This is a genomic window from Bradyrhizobium sp. YCK136, from assembly GCF_044570075.1.
Classification (GTDB): Bacteria; Pseudomonadota; Alphaproteobacteria; order Rhizobiales; family Xanthobacteraceae; genus Bradyrhizobium; species Bradyrhizobium diazoefficiens.
Genome location: NZ_CP172424.1, coordinates 8,189,465 through 8,206,867, shown reverse-complemented (window position 1 = coordinate 8,206,867; position 17,403 = coordinate 8,189,465). Strand labels below are relative to the sequence as shown.

The window sequence follows — 17,403 nt, the reverse complement described above, 5'->3', positions numbered from 1 at the left end:
TCGCCAGCCTCACGCCAGGCTGGCCGTGATTGAGAAACTCCACCCCACGGTCTTCTAGGGCGCGTTGAACGGCCTGTACGTTCTGAGCACGCCCACCGATCGGCGAAGCGCCCGAAGCCTCCATGCTTCTTATTGTATTTACGTGAACGCCGACCGACGCCGCGATCTCGGTTTGCTCAACGCCTATGAGCGCTCTCGCTGCCTTGAGCTGGTTCCCTGTCGCAAGCATCTGGCATCCTATAAATCTGGGTGTGACACACAGATTTATATTGACCGTCGCTGAATAGCAAATTAGTGTATGAAACACAGTTAATCATGTGTTGTACACAATTGGAGATAGCCTAATGCAGCAGTCCGCTGAACGACCCACCACGCTCTCACAGTTTCTCTACACCCATCGCCGACTGACCGACCTGGCCCGTGGGCCGCTTCCCAGCGAGATCGTTGAGGAGATGACCCACACCGCCTGCGGAATTGCCGAGAAGATCCTTGAGGCGCCCGCCGCAGACTGGCGAGAGCTTAGCAAGAAAGCCGTAAGCGACGTTCGCGTCCCATTCGTCGATCCGGGACTGCGGGTGACCGGTTGCGATCGCTTTGAGCGTCGCTTTCATCCAGACGTAGGGCTCCACGCTGTTGATTTTGCAGGTGGCGATGAGCGAAGCTATGCGCGCCCATGAACGACCACCTTCAACCTTATGTGGTGCACAACATAACGTGGATTATGCGGAGCGTGGCGTTATGCGGAGTAGCGTGATTTGAGCGCAGGTTTTTCAGCGGGTTTTGGATGGCGGCGCTCCGCATAATATCGTTGAGGAGAGCCGCGGCGCCTCGCGCGAGGCGAGACGCCGCAAGCCCAGGTCAGCGCGACCAGACGAGCGCGTAGCCGTCATCGACCGCGACGAGGTTGGCGTAGATCGGCGCCGGGAAGGACGGGTCGTCGAGCTTCACCGAGTGATAGACGGTGTTCTCTTTCGAGGTCCGCTGCCACGCGGCGCCTATCTCAACGTTGCCGGCCATCACGCGCAGGTCCGGCGCCTTCTCGTTGTCGGAGGGTTCGGTCGGTAGGAAGCGTACCTTGATGTTGAGCAAGAGCGTCTTGATGGTGCCGGTGTACGAGCCATCTTCGGCGCGGGTGAAGGTGCCAATCTGAGCCATGGTAATCTCCTGTTGCTGTTTCAAGCCCGCGACCATCGCGGCCTTGATGGCGATCTTTGAGCGCCGCAACGACCGCCCCGCAGCCTTGGCCTGCAGCGTCAGCGGAGGATGGCGGGCTGAGCGATCTTGTTGCCTCGCGAGGAATGCCGCCGTTTGGCGGCAGGGGAAGAAGATCGCGAACGAGCCATTGCGGGTAAAGGTCGGCGAGCGCAGCGAGCGTATTGTGGCGCGTGATCCGCCAGCAAAAGGCCGGTATGGACGTGGGCCCAAGCAGCCTCACAGGAGAGCATCGGCTCACAGGCATCACCAAGGCCAATGACGGCGTCACCGCACCAACCAGATTCGTGCGCAACAAGAGAGTCCTTCTCCGGTTCCAGGATCGAACGGGAGAAGGCTCAACTTGCTGATGCGGCCGGCGTGATCGTGCAGCCGCACCGAACGGACCGAAGGCGTGTCACCGGAGCATGATAATGAAGCCTCACGTCGTGTCGGACGCAGATGCGTTCTCCAACAAAGAGGCGATCAATGCATCCGGCGCCCTGAACCGACCGCGGCGCAGCTCCGGCGGAACGACCGCTTCCACTGCCTCAAGCTTTTCCGAGGGATCCATGCGGAGATAGACCTCGGTTGTGCGGATATCGGCATGCCCAAGCCACAGCGCCACCTTTCGGATATCGTGCGTCGCCTGCAGCATGATCACCGCACAGCTATGCCGAAGCTGGTGCGGAGAGATCGAACGGCTGCGCAACGACGGGCACGCCTCGGCCGCAGCACGAACGTGCTTGTCGAGCACGTACTCGAAGCCCGCACGGGTCATCGGCTCATCCTGTGCGTTGACGAACAGCTCCGGCACGCGGACTGCTCCCCTGACGCTCAACCAGGCGCGAAGGTCGCGCGCGGTGTCCTTCCAGAGTGGCAGGCAGCGTTCCTTGCGGCCCTTGCCCCGGATCGTCACGCTCGCTCCGTGCTGGAGCGATAGGTTTTCGGTCAGAACGCCGACCAGCTCGGAGACCCGCAAGCCCCCGGCGAAGCAGAGGTGCATCATCGCCCGGTCGCGCACGCCGGATCGTGTCGCAAGATCGGGGGCGTTGAGGATCGCGCGAACCTCCTCCATCGTCAGATGGCGGATGAGCTTCTGGTCGTGGCGCTTGACCGGGATGGCATGGACGCGACCGATCTGCTCCAGGGCGGAGGGCACCCGGTGCTCCACATAGCGCATGAACGTCTTGATGGCGGCGAGCCGCAGGTTGCGCGTGGCGGCGCCATTGCCGCGCTCCTGTTCGATGTGGGCCAGGAAGGCGACAATCAGCGGCGCGTCCAGGTCTTCGATCGTCAGCCGTGACGGACGCGTGCCGAGCCGTTTCGCGGCGAAGTCGAACAACAGCTTGAAGCTGAACGCATAGGTCTCGCAGCTTTCCGGACTGTAGCCGCGCTGGCGGGGCATGTAGTCGCGCAGGAAGCCTGTGATGAGAGGGGCGAGCTTCGTCATGCGACGCTCCCTCCAACCCAGCATTTCCGCCGCCGAGGCGATATCCGCCATCATCTCCGGCGTCGCCTGGAGATACCAATAGGTGTTCCGGATGTCGACATGGCCGAGATAGGTCGACAGAGCGACGAAGTGCCGGGCGACCGCGCCACGCTCGACGCCGCATTGTTCGAGCACGCGAGTTGCGAAGGTATGGCGAAGATCGTGGATGCGAGGCTGCTGGCTTCGCTCCGGCGCAATTCCCGCTCGCCGCAAGACGCAGCGGAACGTGTAATTCACGGTCGTCGGGCAGAGCGCCCTGTGCCGGACGGATGGGAACAGCCAATCGCTTGCGCCGGCGTGTTGGCGGCGCGCCTCGAGATAGCGGCCGAGCGCCTCGATGACCGTCGGATGCAGTGGCACGAGCCGGCTCTTGCGGAACTTGGTCTCGCGGACGTGCAGCACACTATCGGGCCCAATGTCGTCAAGCTTGAGCGCGATCGCCTCCGAGACGCGCAGTCCGGTGGCGGCGATCAGCCCGAACAGCATGACGTAGAGCTGGTGACGCAGGGGATTGGGCTTCTGCTGCCGGAGCCTGCCGGCGGCATCGAGGATGCGGGCGATCTCGTCCGCGGTATAGATATAGGGGATCGGTCGCGTTTGCCGGCTTCGCGCGAAGTCGGCGCGCGGGATGTCATGCCGAGGATCTTCGGCATGCAGGAAGCGCGCGAACAGGATCAAGTCCGTTAGGCGCCGCTCGCGTGCGCCCGATGTCCGGGCGACTGTTGCCAGCCAGGCCAGGACGGATGTGGAGCGGATATGCGCTTCGCCCCGCCCGGCGGCGAAGTGCGCGAAGGCACGAAGATGCCGCTCGGCCTTGACCAGCTTGTAGCCGAGCGTGCGGCGAAGAGAGATGTAGCGGTCGGCGTCGTCCCTCAGCATGGCAGCCTCCCACCCCAGGGCTGCGCGATCTCCGACAGGAGGCCGATGTCCACCTTGGCATAGAGCGCTGTGACCGATGGGGAGCGGTGTCGCAGCACGGCGCCGACGCCGGCGAGACTGGCGCCGTTGCGCAGCATGGTCGTCGCGGCGGAGTGGCGCAGAACATGAGCCCCACGATGGATGCTTTTGACGCCAGCCCTGTCGAGGGCACGGCGCACGATGCATTTCACGGCGATGCGGCTGAGCGGCCTGACGGGCGCAGCACTCGTCAGGAAGGCCCGCGCCGTCGCAATGCGTGGCCGTGCCCGCTCGATATAGGCGAGGATGGCATCGCCAATCTCCTGGGTCAGCGGCAGGCGCTCTTCGCGCCGAGCCTTGCCGGCAAGGGTTATTCTACCAGCCACCCAGTCGATCTCATCAAAGGCGAGATTGGCGACTTCGCTTGCTCTGAGGCCCAAGCGGGCAAGGAGCAGGATGACGGCCCGATCGCGCAGCCGATCCTCGCCGTCACAAGCGGCAAGCAGGCGGTCGATGTCGGCTTGCCCGAGGAAGCGTGGCGTCGTCGCCAACTGCCAGTTCGCGAAGCCAGGAACAGCCTGTTCCCGGCCGACCGGGCATTGTCCGGTCGCCACCAGATACTTGAGGTAGGCGCGCGTGGCGACGGTGATGCCCTGCGCCCGTCCGCGTCCGTGCGGCCTCGCGCGATTGAGCACGAAGCCGCGGATCGCGGCCGCCGTGTATGCCGTCGGATCAGCGCCAAGCGACCCCAAGAGGTCGACCAGGATCGCCTGATAGGTGTCGAGCGTGGCGTCTTTGACGCCGCGCTGCTCCCGCATCCAGCTTCGGAACGCGGCCAGCGATGGCCAGGTCTCCTCCAGCGACGGCTGCCGCTCCGGGAGCTATGGCTGATTTTGGGTGACGCGGCCTGATCAGGCGGCGTGGCTTTCAGTGTTCGGAATGACTTCGATTCCGTCGATGAACTTTACACCGGCGATGACTTTCGGCAACTGGTTCGTGCTCTTCAATCGCCGCCAGGTCTTCGATGCGGCGTCGATGAGCTTGAACACCATCAGCTTCGCAGTTTGTTGCGACAGCGATCCCTTGGTCCGCACCGTTCGGTGGCGCACCGTGGCGAAGACGCTCTCGATCGGGTTCGAGCTGCGTAGGTGGATCCAGTGCTCAGCAGGGAAGTCGAAGAAGGCGAGCAGCGCATGGCGATCCTTGATCAGGCACTCCACCGCACGTCCGTATTTGACGTGGTATTTCTCGACGAAGACGTCGATCGCGGTTTCAGCTTCGGCCCGGTGTGGGGCCAGATAGATGTTCCGCAGGTCGTTCTTCATGGGGCCCTGCACGGATTTGGCGACCTTGTCGAGTACGTTGCTCACTTTATGGCACCAGCATCGTTGGTGCCGCGTGCCGGGAAAGGCCTCGTCCAGTGCCTTCCAGAAGCCGAGGGCGCCGTCGCCGATGGCGAGTTGCGGGGCAATCCGTAACCCGCGTTGCCGCAGGTCGATCAGGAGTTCGCGCCAGCTCTGCGCGCTCTCGCGCACGCCGACCTGGAAGCCGATCAGCTCCTTCTTGCCTTCCGGCGTGGTGCCAATCAGCACCAGCATGCATTCGCTGTGATCTTCCATGCGGGCCTGCAGGTACACGCCATCGGCCCAGATGTAGACATAGCGACGCGCCGACAGATCGCGTCTCTGCCAGCGTTCGTACTCGACCTGCCAATCGGCCTTCAGGCCGGCGATCACCGAAGGCGACAGGTTCGGCGCATCCTTGCCGAGCAGCGCCGAGAGCGCCTCCTGGAAGTCGCCGGTCGAGATGCCGCGCAAATAGAGGACCGGGATCAAGGCATCCAGGCTCTTCGTCCGCCGCGCCCATAGCGGCAGGATTGCCGAACTGAAGCGGAGGCGGTCGCCTGGCCCGCTCGCTCCGCGGTCGCGGACCTTGGGACGAGCGACCTCCACCGGACCGATGCCGGTCGCAATCTCGCGCACCGGACCGTGCCCATGTCGGACCAGGCGCGCTCGACCGTCGGGCAGCGTCAGATTGGCCGTGCTGGCCAGAAACGCGCCAACCTCGATCTCGATCGCCCTGGCAAGCAGGTCCCGCGCGCCGGCTCGAACGATATCGGTCAGTGGATCATCAACCGCGGACGGCTGACGGAAAGCAAGAACATTGGTAGTCTCGGTCATGGCGTATCGCTCTCCTCGAGAGGTTCTGGCAGGCTCGTCACCCGCCTCGATACGCCGCCTTCCTCACACCGTCATCACCCAGATTCCGCCATAGCTGCCGCTCCGGCGGCAGGACGTTCTTCTCGCGCAGATAGGCGATGAACAGCGCGGCGGCGCCCTGTGGCGCACGAGTTGTCTTGCCGCCCCGGAACACCGACGCCGATGCGGCGAACCCGGCGGCGAGCGTTTCGACTTCGAAGCCGGACGCGCGGACCCAATCGGCCCACAGCGCGAGCAGGCGCGCCACTTCTGTTATTGTCGCCGGTGTGTACTTCCGCTGCGCGAGCCAGTCCTTGAAGCCATCGACATGCGGTTGCAGCCAGTTGATCCGGACATCGACGCTTCGACGATGTCTGCGCTTTCGTTTTGTCACCACGTTTTCCTTCGAGTTGCTTGTTCACGCCGGGAGCGCCCGGCGCGTCGAGCAAACCGGAGGTTTCGATCCCATTCCATGCGATAGGCGTTTTGCCCACTGGATCCGAACCCGACGTGTCCGTGGAGACCCGTCGGGCGCGGCGTGTGTCGTTGCGTCGGAGCATGGTGGCCGTATTGCCGGAGGGCTGACGCGCCGGCGGCGCCGAACGTGCTGAAGAGGCGCCGACCGCCAACGTCGTTCTCTGCCGACAATGCCGGCGAAGCCCCAGGCGGCCTCTCTTCTGGGCTGTTCTGGCGCCGGTCCGGACTTGGCCTGCAACGGCTCCGCCGACCTTCTTCCCCTGCGGCTGCGCCGCATTCCTCGCGAGGCAACAAGCTCGGCTACCGCCGTCCTCCGCTCACGCTGCGGCCCAAGGGTGCAGTCGTCCGGTCCGTCGCCTCACGACCGCCATCGAGGCCGCATCGGGCGGCTTCGGGCAACTCTCAGGAGATACGACAATGGCTCAGATCGGCACCTTCACCCGCGACGACAACGGCGCCTACGCCGGCACGATCAAGACCCTCACCCTCAACGTCAAGGCTACCATCAAACCCTGCGACCGCGACAACGACAAGGCGCCCGACTATCGCATCACCGCCAACGGTGTCGAGTTCGGCGCCGGCTGGAGCAGGACCGCCCGTGAGACAGGCGCCGAGTACCTCTCGCTCAAGCTCGACGATCCGTCCTTCACGGCTCCGGTCTACGCCTCCCTCGTTCAGGGTGACAAGGGCGAGCACAAGCTCATCTGGTCGCGATGAACCGGCCAAGGGCGCTCCGCTCTCAGCGGGGCGCCACTACTCGATCACGTAGCCTAGCGCGCGATAACCCGCCCGTCGCTTCGCTGCCATCCGGGCCAAAACGGGAACGGTATTATCGACATAGTCGACGACCAAAACGTCTCTCTTGCCATCATGCTGGCGATGCAGACGGCCGACATACTGCGCCAGGGTGCCCTTCCAGGCGATCGGCATCGTCAGGAACAACGTGTCTAATCGGGCGTCATCGAAGCCTTCGCCGATATAGCGACCTGTTGCGAGTATCAGGCGCTCATCATCGTCAGAGACATTCAATTTCGTATTGGCCTGCTTGCGATCCTTCGCGGACATGCCGCCACGCAGCACCACAAGATTTTTCACGAATGGCGAGAATCTCTGCTGAAGATAATCGAGATGGTCTTTTCGTTCCGTCAGAACGATGGGCGAACGCTTGGCTTCAAGCGATTTCAATACATCATCAAAGATAAGGTCATTCCGGCCACTGTCCTGCGCCAGGGCTGCATAGATCGTCGGCATTGACGGGCGTTCGGCCAACGCCAAGGACGGCGGCAATTCAAATTTCGTCGAGCGATCGCGCGCGCGGTGACGAATGCCACGTTCGGCAGCCTGAACTCTTGCATCGACCCGATGGCGAACAGGGCCGCATTGCATGAAGATGATGGGATGATGCCCGTCTTTTCGGGCAACGGTCGCGGACAGGCCGACGACGTATCGCGCTTTTGACCGCCGAGCGACAAGCTCAAAGCTTGCAGCGGACAGATGATGGCATTCGTCGACAATCAGATGACCGTAATTGGCAACGATATCAGCGACCTCTCCATTGCGGACGAGGCTCTGGATGAGCGCCACATCGATGACGCCGGTTGGCTTTCTTTTTCCACCCCCGATAACGCCGATCTGTTTCGGGTCGATGTTCAAGAAGGAACTCAGGCGCTCCACCCATTGAGTGAGTAGTTCCCGGCGATGAACGAGAACCAGTGCGTTGCGGGCGCGATGTGCGATGAGTGCGGCTGCGACAACCGTCTTGCCGAAGGCCGTCGTGGCGGCGAGCACGCCGTTGTCGTAGGCAACGAGAGCATCGAAAGCCCGGGATTGTGGCCCTCGCAGTCCGCCCTGGAACGAGACGCCGGCAGGCAGCGCCGTTCCATCTTCGCGATGATCGTCCAAAATGGCGACCGCCCCGTGACTCTTAATGAGTTCGACAGTTTCGTCGAAGCAGCCGCGAGGCAGAGCAACATGTCGCGGATGGAGCTCGGCGCACGAGACGATCCGAGGCTTGCCGAATGTCGGCAAACGCATTGCTTGCGCGCGATAGAATTCCGGGTTCTGGAACGCTGCCAAGCGAACGAACTGCGCAATCAGGGCCGGCGGAAGTTCTGTCCTGTCGATGTAGACCTGATCAGCGACCACGATCCTGATCTGCTGTGGTATCGCAGCAATGATACGCCGTGGCTCACTACGGCGTGACGGCGACATCTTCCACGGCTCGTCAGCATGTTCGTCATCGACCGGCATCCGGACGCCCAACACCCGTCCCGACAGTTCCGCCTCGTTCGCGATCCCGAAGGCCGCATCAGCTGATAATCTTGGGAGAGACGACAGATACGCCCATTGGTCATCGTAAGGTTGCAGATCTCCGTCGACAAAAACGCTGTTGCCAACTTCGCGAGCTTTTCGTTGGAGGGGAAGTGCAATCAGATTGCCGAAGCCACCAAGTGGCATCGTATCCTGGTTGGGAAAGAACCGATCATAAGAGGAGAAGCCGATCTCGGGACGTTTCTCCATCGTCTCCGTGATCAGGGCCGCCCCCATCTGACGCGCGATCCGCGCCGGGATCGGCTCGCTGAAGAATATCCAGACATGGCCGCCATTTCCCGATCGAGACCGCTCGAGAGCGGCAGCAATGCCCCTGCCGCGGCAGGTTTGCAGGAGCGCCCCGGCGTCCTCCGCCCACGCCTCCTTGTCGAAGTCGGCGGCGAGGAACCAGCATGTTTCGTCCTGGAGCAATGGATATACACCGGCGACAAAGTCACCGGTGCGGGCATCGCCGCCACGAAGGTGCTTTTCGATGATGTCCTCGGAAGGAGGAATGAAAGCCTGATGCGGGCATTCCCCACATTTTACCTTCGGTTTCCCGCAGATTCCTTTCGCCCATTCGTTAGAACAGGCCGGCGAATAACCGGAGCGTCCAGCTTTTCTATTTTCCCATCGCACCGGGAAAACATCAGGACGCCCGGCGAACAGGCGCCGGAACAACTCGATTTTCTCGAGAGACGACGAGTTGTTGGTAACAGCGGCATCGGCAAAAGCGTGCCGTTCGGCCGCACGGCTACCGGAGATCGGCTTTTGCTCAAGCGCTTCCAGTTCACGCTCAAGCTCCGTCCGCTCTGCATTCAGATCAGCTAACCGCCGTCGAATGCGTGCGATTTCCCCCGAAGCGTCATTCTTGTCGACCAACTTTGTAGCCTACGCCTAAATGTTCATGTCGCCCGCAATCATAGACCAAAGACGACCTCCGTTTAAGGCGGACTATGCATCACGACGGCCCAAGGTGTTCGACATTATGCGAAGCAAAATCCGCCAAAACCGGCGGAAATCCAGCCTCACAGGCCAACACTCCGCATAATGCCGCTCTACGCATAATCGTCGTGACCAGCAGATAAACTATTTTTACGCGTCAGAGTCAGCGGCCTGATTTGATTTTCGACGGGATTGGTGTCCATCTCAACGCAACCATCGTCGAGAAACAAGGTGAGGCCATCCCAATGGTTCAGGAGATAGGCGATCGCCTTGCCCATCTCGCTGCCCGGCGACAGGCGAGCGGCTTGCTCGCGCAGAAACCTCTCGAGTTCAGCGACGAGCGGCCGTGATCGCTCGTTACGGGTCGTTTGCCGAGCCGGGGCGTCGGCGCCACGGATCTCCTTCTCGATCGCATAGAGTGCGGCGATGCGCGCGAGAACGGCTTCGGCGATGGGTGAGCCGGCTTTCGGAGTCGCTGCGATGATCTTGCGCCTTGAGTGGGACCAACATGCGGCCAGCCGCAGCGGCACGCCGCCTTTGCGCTTGGGCCGTGCGAGCCGATGATAGCCCTGGTATCCGTCGACCTGAAGGATGCCGTCGAAGCCCTCGAGGATGCGCTCAGCATGGTCACCACCGCGTCCTGGCGCGTAGTGGTAGACCACGATTGGTGGATCAGCGCCGCCGTGGCCGCGATCGTCGCGCAGGACAGCCCACAGATAGCCGGTCTTCGTTCGGCCCCGGCCCGGATCGAGCACAGGCGCCCTGGTCTCGTCTATGAACAAGCGGCCCGATTGCTTCATCACGACGCTCATGCGCTCGACCAGCGGCGCGAGGTGGAAGGCGACCGTTCCCATCCAGTCTGCCAGAACGGCGCGATCGATGAAGATGCCATGCCGAGCCAGAACCTGCGACTGACGATAGAGTGGCATGTGCTCGCTGAACTTGGCGACCGCCACCTGCGCCAGCAGCGCCTCGGTGGGGATGCCACCCTCCACGAGATGGGCGGGCGCCGGCGCCTGAGCAACACCGGTGCAGCCCTTTGCGCAGGCGTAGCGCGGTCGCACCGTCTCGATCACACGATACTGGGCGGCCATGACATCGAGACGGCGGGAGCGATCCTCGCCGATCTGGACCATCCGGCCGCAGCCGCAGGGACACTCGAGGTTCTCGGGTTCGATCACCTGCTCGATGCGCGGCAGGTGCGCGGGAAAGGCACGGGCAGCGCGCCTGGTCCGGCGGCTGGACGGCGCCGTGCCGGCGCGGCGCGCACGATCGTCCTGGCGTTCCTGGACTTCGGCGATGGCAATCTCGATGTCCTCGAGAACCAGTTGCATCTGATCGGGATTGAACTTTTCCGAGCGTTTACCGAAACGTGCGCGCTCGTACTCCTTCACGAGCAGTTCGAGGCGTTCGACGCTCTCTTTGGACGCAGCCAGTTCACTCTCGACATGAAGGCGCGCCGAGCATTCATCGTCTGCGCGACGACGCTCGGCTTCAATCATCGCTTCCTGCGCGCGGAAGAGCGCGCGCAAATCGGCGGGCAGCGCTGCAAGACGGGCGGGATCAATGGGGGACGGCGGCACATCCGCAAGCTATCATCCCAAAGCCCCGCGCGAAACAGGTTGTCGGGTCTGAGTCAGTTCGCCGCAGCTGGCGTCGCGACAATCCGTTCGCCCACTCGCTTCCAGTTCAGCCCTTCAAACGAGGGGATTGAGGAATGTCCCTGATAGTGAGTCTGACGAATCATTTCCGGAGGTGGTCGAGGTTCGGGACCCCCACCATCCTTTGTGGGGGCGCTCATATCGAGTGATTAGGAAGATCGGTCAGCGAGGCCGAGGCATTCCCGCTTCGTATGAAGTTGAGTATCGCGCAGGAAGCAGTCTTCTGATTCAAGCAACCGCAATCGAATATTATGAGCAAGAGGCAAATCAGATTAAGCTGAGTATGGAGGCTCTACTCGAGCTTTTATCGACAGCGGATTGTCCCGACGCACATGAGCATGGATCCAGCCGATCTTTGGTCGACGCTGACGCCCGCGCTCCGACGCCAGATCGTCGAAGACGTCGCCGCAATTTTGGCGGAGATCCCTCATGAAGTCCGAGCTGGTCACACCAAGCCACTTGGCGCGCAAAGCCGTAGTCTACATCCGGCAGTCGACGCCCCATCAGGTCGTAAGCAATCAGGAGAGCCTGCGCCTTCAATACGCGCTTCGCCAGCGCGCCCGCGAACTCGGATGGCGTGAGGCGGCCATCGACGTGATTGATGCCGATCTCGGGTTGAGCGGCGCGTCTATAGCACAGCGTAACGGCTTCAAGGAACTCGTTGGCCGTGTTGGCCTGAGTGAAGTGGGACTCATCCTGTCGATCGACGTGACCCGCTTGGCGCGTAATTGTACCGACTGGTATCCGCTCCTGGATATCTGTGGTCTACGTGGCTGCCTGATCGCCGACCGCGATGGTGTCTATGATCCGGGCACTCCCAACGGACGGTTGCTTCTCGGGCTGAAGGGTTCGATCTCCGAGCTTGAGCTACATACGATCCGCAGCCGGCTGACCGCCGGCCTGCTGGCCAAAGCCGAACGCGGCGAACTTGCGGTTATGCTGCCAATCGGGCTGATGCGGGACCCGAGCGGTGTGGTCGTTAAGGATCCCGACATGGCCGTGCAAGGGCGGCTCGGTCTCGTCTTCCAGTTATTCCTGCAGCTGCGCAGCGTTGCCAAGGTCATGCGAGCGTTGAACGAGCGTGACCTGGAACTGCCGCGTCGTGATCGATATGGCGATTTGTGCTGGACGCGCGCGACGCTGGCTGCCGTCGCGGCGATCTTGAAGAACCCCGCATACGCGGGCGCCTTTGTCTATGGACGAACCCGCTTCCGGCCGCCGAAGCGGGAGGGGGCCCTGCCACAAAAGGCTCCGCGGCCGATGGAGGAGTGGCGGATCGTCGTTAAAGATCGATATCCAGCCTATATCGACTGGCCAATTTATGAAAAAATCCGATCCGTCATCAGAGATAACCGAGCCGAATACATGCGCATCAAAACCCGCGGCGCGCCTCGCAATGGCGAGCTCCTGCTCCACGGCATTGCCTGGTGCGCACGATGTGGCCATAAGATGTACGTCCGCTACAAGGGCGGCGGCGAATATGTATGCAATCACCTGCGTACCCAGGAAGGTCAGCCAACCTGCCAACACATCCGCGCCGCCCATATCGATGCAGCCGTTGGCGACGCATTCCTAACCGCACTAGCGCCGGCCGAACTCGATGCCTTGTCGCGCTCCCGCCGGGTGCAGCAGCAGACGAACAATGCGCTACGCTCCAGTGCAGAACGAGAGCTCGAGCGCAAGCGATACACGGCGGCGCTCGCCGAACGGCAGTTCAACCGAGCTGATCCAGATAATCGGTTGGTCGCCTCGGAACTCGAGCGTCGATGGGAAGCGGCGCTAAACGACGTGCGCGCCGCCGAAGAGGCGCTTGCCCGACAGACGCCGCCCAAAGCCATCACACAAGTGGCCATAAGCAAGGAGCTCAACGACAAGGTCATCAGCCTCACCGGCCGCCTCCCGCAGATATGGGGTGACGAGACTATCTCGGATGCGCATCGCAAGGCGTTGTTGCGATGTCTCATCGAAAAGGTCGTTCTCGACCGCGGTGAGCGCGACTTGGCCCTGGCTAGGATCGTCTGGCGGGGAGGCGCCGTGACGGAGCTCGAAGTGAAGATGAGCGTCAACTCCGTCACCAGATTGACGCGAGGCACAGAGATGCGGGAACGCCTTCTGACGCTCGCTCGCGACGGCGTCCCAGACGACAAGATCGCCACAATCCTTACTCGGGAAGGTCACCGCTCTCCCCGTTGCGCCGATAAGGTGCTGCCTATCACCGTTGGGCGGCTCCGTCGTGCCGCCGCCATCAAGGTAACTGCCCAGCGCAGCCGATGGGAGCATGACGACTCATACCTCAGCCCGCCCGAACTGGCCCGAAGGCTCGAGATTCCAGTAAACTGGCTCTATGTTCAGATCCGAACCAAGCGTTTGCTAATTGATCGCCAGCCCAGCGGCGCCTATCTCTTCCCGAATACACCATCCGTTCTTCACGCCATCGGAGACCTTCGAAACCACGTCATCGCGCAACTTGATCTAAGAATCTGTCAGCCTAACAAGGAGGGGCATCTTCGAACTGCACGCGCGTCAGATGCATGACGCCGTCGCTGATCTGCGGCCACTCGAAACGACCATCGCGGCCAAGGCGCTTGTAGACCAAAACGAGGCCCGTGCCGTCCCATAGCAAAATCTTCAGCCGGTCGGCGCGCTTCGAACGAAAAACCACGATCAGGCCCGAATGCGGATCGAGCCCAAGCGTGTTTTGCACAAGACCGGCCAGCGCGTCGTGCCCGCACCGGAAGTCAACAGGACGCACAGCAAGCACAATCCGCAGTCCCTGCGCCGGAATGATCATGCGCCGCGCTCGATCGCAGTCACGATCTCCGCGATCCGCACCGCCGACACGTCCGCATCCAGGCGGACCGAAACCTTGCCAATCGTAATCTCGACGGGCCCCTCGCTCTTGCCTGACGCCACTGGATCGCTCAGCTCGATCGACACGAAATCCGCCGCGTCGTCCGTGACCAATGCGAGCCGGCCAGCACGCGCCAATCTGCGCCACGTCGTCAACTGCTGGGCCTTCACACCATAACGCCGTGCGACATCACATACCCGGGCGTCGGGCTTCATGCTCTCGAAAACAGCGCGCCCCTTGATCTCCGCAGACCATAACCGGCCTCCAGAACGCGTCCGGCGCGTAAGCTTCCCCACAAAGCCATCAGCTTCGGCTTCCTCCCCCGATTGTTCCATCGCCTTCAGTCTCCTCTCGGCTCTCTGACAAGCCAAGGATCGCAGAGCGAAAGCCGAAGCGAAACCAGTCAATCAAATGGGAGAAAAGCTCCGCTTACGTAGATCCTGGCGACTGCCGGTAGAGCGGAACCGACGAAGCGGCGTCATGAATGTGCGAACGCCTTGCTGCTACATCGGCTATCCGATCGCCACGGCAGCGCCACGGCGCCACGGCCTTAGCTCCTCAGGATCGGATGGACCCGCTGACTGCCATGGCGCTGGCCGCACCCTATGGACCGGCTGGCGTTCACGCCGGCCCGAAACCGCACACCAATCGGGCTAACGATAGCCGCCCGCCGTGACGATCACCGTTGTGCGGGTGCGGCCATCACAGAGTCCGTTGATCAGGCGCGGCATGAATGAGACGCTAGATATGAGTAGCTGCTAGCCTGTCTTATTCGTAAGAGGCGCCCGAGAGGCTGGCGAGCGTGGTGTAAAGCGCTGATACGGCGTAGGATTCGGTTGTGAAGCCAACCCCATCACCTCCAACCGCGAACGCCACGCCCGCCATGACCGACGATACGATTCCGCCCTTCTCGTTTCCAGCCATTCACGCCAAGAAAGTCACAGCTGCCTTCGATGGTGGGCGCCTAACCTCGAACGGGGGCGTGATGCTTCTGGCGATGGCCGAGCGGCGTCTCGGCTTGGCCGACAATCTGGCCCGGGTGTTCCCGGATCGGCGCGATCCGACGCGGGTCGTGCACAGCCTTGTCGATATGTTCCGCGCGCGCATGTTCGCGATCTGCTGCGGCTACGAGGACGCCGACGACCTCGATCATCTGCGGTCCGATCCCGCATTCAAGCTGGCCTGCGGTCGCCTACCGGACACGGGCCGATATTTGTGTTCCCAACCGACGCTGTCGCGGCTGGAGAATGCTCCGCGCCTGCGCGACGTGATCCGACTGACCTACATTTTGGTCGACGCATGGATGGATAGCTACCCGCGCGAGCCGGCATCCGTCACGCTCGACATCGATGATACCTGCGATGTCGTCCACGGCCATCAGCAGCTCTCGCTGTTCAACGCTCATTATGACGAACGCTGCTTCCTGCCGATCCACGTCTACGACACGGAGAAGAGCCGTCCCGTGGCGGTCGTGCTGAGGCCCGGCAAGACGCCGGGCGGCGTCGAGGTGCGTGCCCTTCTGCGCCGCCTGGTACGGCATATCCGGACGCGGTGGCACAACACGCGAATTACGTTCCGTGGCGACGGGCACTATGCCCGGCCGGAGGCCATGGCGTGGTGCGAGACCAACGGCATCGACTACATCTTCGGTCTGTCCGGCACCAAGCCTCTCGCCAGAAAAGTCGACGAGGTCGCCGACGACATCCGCACCCGACGCGCCATCGAGAACCTGCCGGTTCTGCGTGGCTATACCGAGACGCGCCACAAGGCAAAGTCCTGGGATCGCGAACGGCGCACCGTCGCCCGTATTGAGGCGACGATGCTCGGCCTCGACATCCGTTTCGTCGTCACCAGCCTCGATGTCGGCTCGGCCGAGTGGATCTACGACAGCCTGTATTGCGCGCGCGGCCAAGCCGAGAATCTGATCAAGCTGCATAAGACGCAGCTCGCCTCCGACCGCACCAGCTGCCGTTCGGCGCTCGCCAACCAGGTCCGTCTCCTGCTCCATACGGCCGCTTATTGGCTGATGCTGACCGTGCGCGACGCCATTCCCAAAGTCCGGGAATTGGCCGCTGCCGAGTTCGCGACGCTGCGTCTTCGGCTCTTGAAGCTCGCCGCCCGTGTGGTCGAGACCTCGAGCCGCATTCGCCTTGCGTTTGCCGCGGCATGTCCCGAAGCCGACCTGATCCGCTGCTTGCCCGGCGCGCTGCTCCCGCTCGGTCCGTAACCGACCGGGCCTGCGCCCGCTCACCCGCCCCACTCCTCCATCGCCTACAAAACAGCTTGATGTAGAACCCGGTGAGAAAAGGCCGGACGGTCACCCACGCCAGCCGCCAGCCCCCGTCAGACGTCAAGAACGACCGTGCTCTCGTGAATAGATCGGGCTAGACACGCGTATTCCTGAGCAATACATCACCTTCCACTGCGCGCGGATAGTGAGCCGCCACTTCAAATGTTGGCAATAAGCTAAGAATGGCTTGCAGGCTCAACTGCCCTTCGTAGAGCTCGCGATCACTATATTCGGTGTAGATAAAGCGCGTGTTGCTCAAGGTCCGCATACCGCCGGCGATAACGTCGGCTTCGGCTCCCTGAACGTCCATCCAGATGAAATCGACTCCGTCCAATTTGGCTTCGCTGCACCAGTCGTCAAGCCGCCGTGTTTCAACCGAGACAGGCCGATCAAACCGGACCCAATCATACTCGGTAAGATGATTCTTTGGGCGGCGTATTGAACCGGACAGGTCCCAATCTTTCGCATCCCCATCTGCATTACTCGGATGGAAGTCGATCGTCCCGTTTCGGTCACTGATGGCAATTTCTAGCAGCTTCACCTTATTGAGGGATGGACCGAGCTTCTTCTTGAAGCGCGCGATCGCTCGGGGGTCCGGCTCAAAGCAGTAAAGCTCGGGTTGCGGGCACAGCTCGAGGAACTTTTGCGTATCAGTCCCATCATTGCAGCCAATATCCAGGATGACCGGATTCGGCTTCTGCAGAAGTGAGACGATGTGCTTATGTACTTCTACGGACGACACAGATGCTCTTCCATGGTGCGCGGAGATCGGATGAATTTTGACTTGGAAGCCGATCACACGCCGGAAGCAGCTGCACAACGTATATCAAGGTATATTGCTCTTAAATCCGCCAATCCCTTCGATCCTCGACAGCTGTTTGGATGCTATCGACATCAAAAGGAGGGAGTCTATCGAGCACCTCGCGATGCAATTCTCGACCCTATCGCCGGAAAATGCGGCCTCAGTGAGTCAGATCGCCGTCTTGGCTTTTTGCCAGCCGAAAGAACGCCTTGGTTCAAGCGCCACCTGCCGGATATGACTTATGGCACGTGCCGAGCAGAGTGGCCCCTCGTGCATAGCAACAGCCCCT

14 protein-coding genes and 1 pseudogene are annotated in these 17,403 nt (G+C 61.9%); 3 read left to right on the top strand and 12 right to left on the bottom strand.

The annotated features are described in order from the left end of the window. Nucleotides 1-377: 377 nt before the first annotated feature. From ACFLEY_RS39650 to ACFLEY_RS39620, 7 genes and pseudogenes are all read right to left on the bottom strand, one after another. Nucleotides 378-611, bottom strand: a complete 234-nt coding sequence (locus tag ACFLEY_RS39650) for a hypothetical protein (protein WP_396604402.1) — start codon at nt 609-611, stop codon at nt 378-380. Between the two features lie 247 nt (nt 612-858). Then, nucleotides 859-1,155: a DUF736 domain-containing protein gene (locus tag ACFLEY_RS39645; protein WP_060912888.1), complete on the bottom strand. Its 297-nt coding sequence runs from the start codon at nt 1,153-1,155 to the stop codon at nt 859-861. Nucleotides 1,156-1,633: 478 nt separating this feature from the next. Continuing rightward, nucleotides 1,634-2,644 carry a tyrosine-type recombinase/integrase gene (locus ACFLEY_RS39640; protein WP_060910363.1) on the bottom strand — a complete coding sequence of 337 codons (1,011 nt, stop codon included), beginning with the start codon at nt 2,642-2,644 and terminating at the stop codon, nt 1,634-1,636. A 117-nt stretch (nt 2,645-2,761) separates the two neighbouring features. Next, nucleotides 2,762-3,562, bottom strand: a pseudogene (locus ACFLEY_RS39635) (tyrosine-type recombinase/integrase); the annotation flags it as partial. Continuing rightward, nucleotides 3,556-4,398, bottom strand: a complete 843-nt coding sequence (locus ACFLEY_RS39630; RefSeq protein ID WP_249163667.1) for a tyrosine-type recombinase/integrase — start codon at nt 4,396-4,398, stop codon at nt 3,556-3,558. The pseudogene ACFLEY_RS39635 and the gene ACFLEY_RS39630, both read right to left, overlap by 7 nt. A gap of 93 nt (nt 4,399-4,491) precedes the next feature. After that, a complete protein-coding gene (locus ACFLEY_RS39625; RefSeq protein WP_038952271.1) occupies nt 4,492-5,760 on the bottom strand; it encodes an IS256 family transposase in 1,269 nt (422 codons plus the stop codon). 37 nt (nt 5,761-5,797) lie between these two features. After that, on the bottom strand, nt 5,798-6,172 hold the full coding sequence (locus ACFLEY_RS39620) for a hypothetical protein (protein WP_396604401.1): 375 nt from the start codon (nt 6,170-6,172) through the stop codon (nt 5,798-5,800). A 500-nt stretch (nt 6,173-6,672) separates the two neighbouring features. Here ACFLEY_RS39620 and ACFLEY_RS39615 point away from each other — a divergent pair, with 500 nt between their 5' ends. Further along, on the top strand, nt 6,673-6,972 hold the full coding sequence (locus tag ACFLEY_RS39615) for a DUF736 domain-containing protein (protein ID WP_060910365.1): 300 nt from the start codon (nt 6,673-6,675) through the stop codon (nt 6,970-6,972). A 36-nt stretch (nt 6,973-7,008) separates the two neighbouring features. Here the strand turns inward: ACFLEY_RS39615 and ACFLEY_RS39610 are convergent, their stop codons facing one another. Together ACFLEY_RS39610 and tnpC are read right to left on the bottom strand one after the other, a co-directional pair. Continuing rightward, on the bottom strand, nt 7,009-9,447 hold the full coding sequence (locus ACFLEY_RS39610) for a TOTE conflict system archaeo-eukaryotic primase domain-containing protein (protein WP_396604400.1): 2,439 nt from the start codon (nt 9,445-9,447) through the stop codon (nt 7,009-7,011). A gap of 176 nt (nt 9,448-9,623) precedes the next feature. Further along, entirely contained in the window at nt 9,624-11,093 is a 1,470-nt protein-coding gene (gene tnpC, locus ACFLEY_RS39605) for an IS66 family transposase (protein WP_396604399.1), read from the bottom strand. A gap of 507 nt (nt 11,094-11,600) precedes the next feature. Here tnpC and ACFLEY_RS39600 point away from each other — a divergent pair. Beyond that, nucleotides 11,601-13,706, top strand: a complete 2,106-nt coding sequence (locus ACFLEY_RS39600; RefSeq protein ID WP_060909278.1) for a recombinase family protein — start codon at nt 11,601-11,603, stop codon at nt 13,704-13,706. Here the strand turns inward: ACFLEY_RS39600 and tnpB are convergent. Together tnpB and ACFLEY_RS39590 are read right to left on the bottom strand one after the other, a co-directional pair. Next, nucleotides 13,660-13,962, bottom strand: a complete 303-nt coding sequence (gene tnpB, locus ACFLEY_RS39595; RefSeq protein ID WP_060909277.1) for an IS66 family insertion sequence element accessory protein TnpB — start codon at nt 13,960-13,962, stop codon at nt 13,660-13,662. The genes ACFLEY_RS39600 and tnpB overlap by 47 nt on opposite strands. Continuing rightward, the gene (locus ACFLEY_RS39590) at nt 13,959-14,357 is read right to left on the bottom strand and encodes a transposase (RefSeq protein WP_026192391.1); all 399 of its coding nucleotides are present in this window, start codon (nt 14,355-14,357) and stop codon (nt 13,959-13,961) included. Before ACFLEY_RS39590 ends, tnpB begins: the two co-directional genes overlap by 4 nt. A 548-nt stretch (nt 14,358-14,905) precedes the next feature. Here ACFLEY_RS39590 and ACFLEY_RS39585 point away from each other — a divergent pair. After that, complete coding sequence (locus ACFLEY_RS39585; RefSeq protein ID WP_060910105.1) at nt 14,906-16,249, top strand: IS1380-like element ISBdi2 family transposase; 1,344 nt, start codon at nt 14,906-14,908, stop codon at nt 16,247-16,249. 157 nt (nt 16,250-16,406) lie between these two features. On the opposite strand, the gene ACFLEY_RS39580 is transcribed toward ACFLEY_RS39585, so the two are convergent. Next, nucleotides 16,407-17,054: an FkbM family methyltransferase gene (locus tag ACFLEY_RS39580; protein ID WP_060909076.1), complete on the bottom strand. Its 648-nt coding sequence runs from the start codon at nt 17,052-17,054 to the stop codon at nt 16,407-16,409. Nucleotides 17,055-17,403 lie beyond the last annotated feature (349 nt).

What these genes read in the sequence shown, in the direction of transcription:
- ACFLEY_RS39615 (WP_060910365.1), top strand. Translation starts at nt 6,673, where the DNA reads ATGGCTCAGATCGGCACCTTCACCCGCGACGACAACGGCGCCTACGCC.
- tnpB (WP_060909277.1), bottom strand. Translation starts at nt 13,962, where the DNA reads ATGATCATTCCGGCGCAGGGACTGCGGATTGTGCTTGCTGTGCGTCCT.
- ACFLEY_RS39590 (WP_026192391.1), bottom strand. Translation starts at nt 14,357, where the DNA reads ATGGAACAATCGGGGGAGGAAGCCGAAGCTGATGGCTTTGTGGGGAAG.
- ACFLEY_RS39585 (WP_060910105.1), top strand. Translation starts at nt 14,906, where the DNA reads ATGACCGACGATACGATTCCGCCCTTCTCGTTTCCAGCCATTCACGCC.
- ACFLEY_RS39640 (WP_060910363.1), bottom strand. Translation starts at nt 2,644, where the DNA reads ATGACGAAGCTCGCCCCTCTCATCACAGGCTTCCTGCGCGACTACATG.
- ACFLEY_RS39645 (WP_060912888.1), bottom strand. Translation starts at nt 1,155, where the DNA reads ATGGCTCAGATTGGCACCTTCACCCGCGCCGAAGATGGCTCGTACACC.
- ACFLEY_RS39625 (WP_038952271.1), bottom strand. Translation starts at nt 5,760, where the DNA reads ATGACCGAGACTACCAATGTTCTTGCTTTCCGTCAGCCGTCCGCGGTT.
- ACFLEY_RS39600 (WP_060909278.1), top strand. Translation starts at nt 11,601, where the DNA reads ATGAAGTCCGAGCTGGTCACACCAAGCCACTTGGCGCGCAAAGCCGTA.
- ACFLEY_RS39650 (WP_396604402.1), bottom strand. Translation starts at nt 611, where the DNA reads ATGAAAGCGACGCTCAAAGCGATCGCAACCGGTCACCCGCAGTCCCGG.
- ACFLEY_RS39630 (WP_249163667.1), bottom strand. Translation starts at nt 4,398, where the DNA reads ATGCGGGAGCAGCGCGGCGTCAAAGACGCCACGCTCGACACCTATCAG.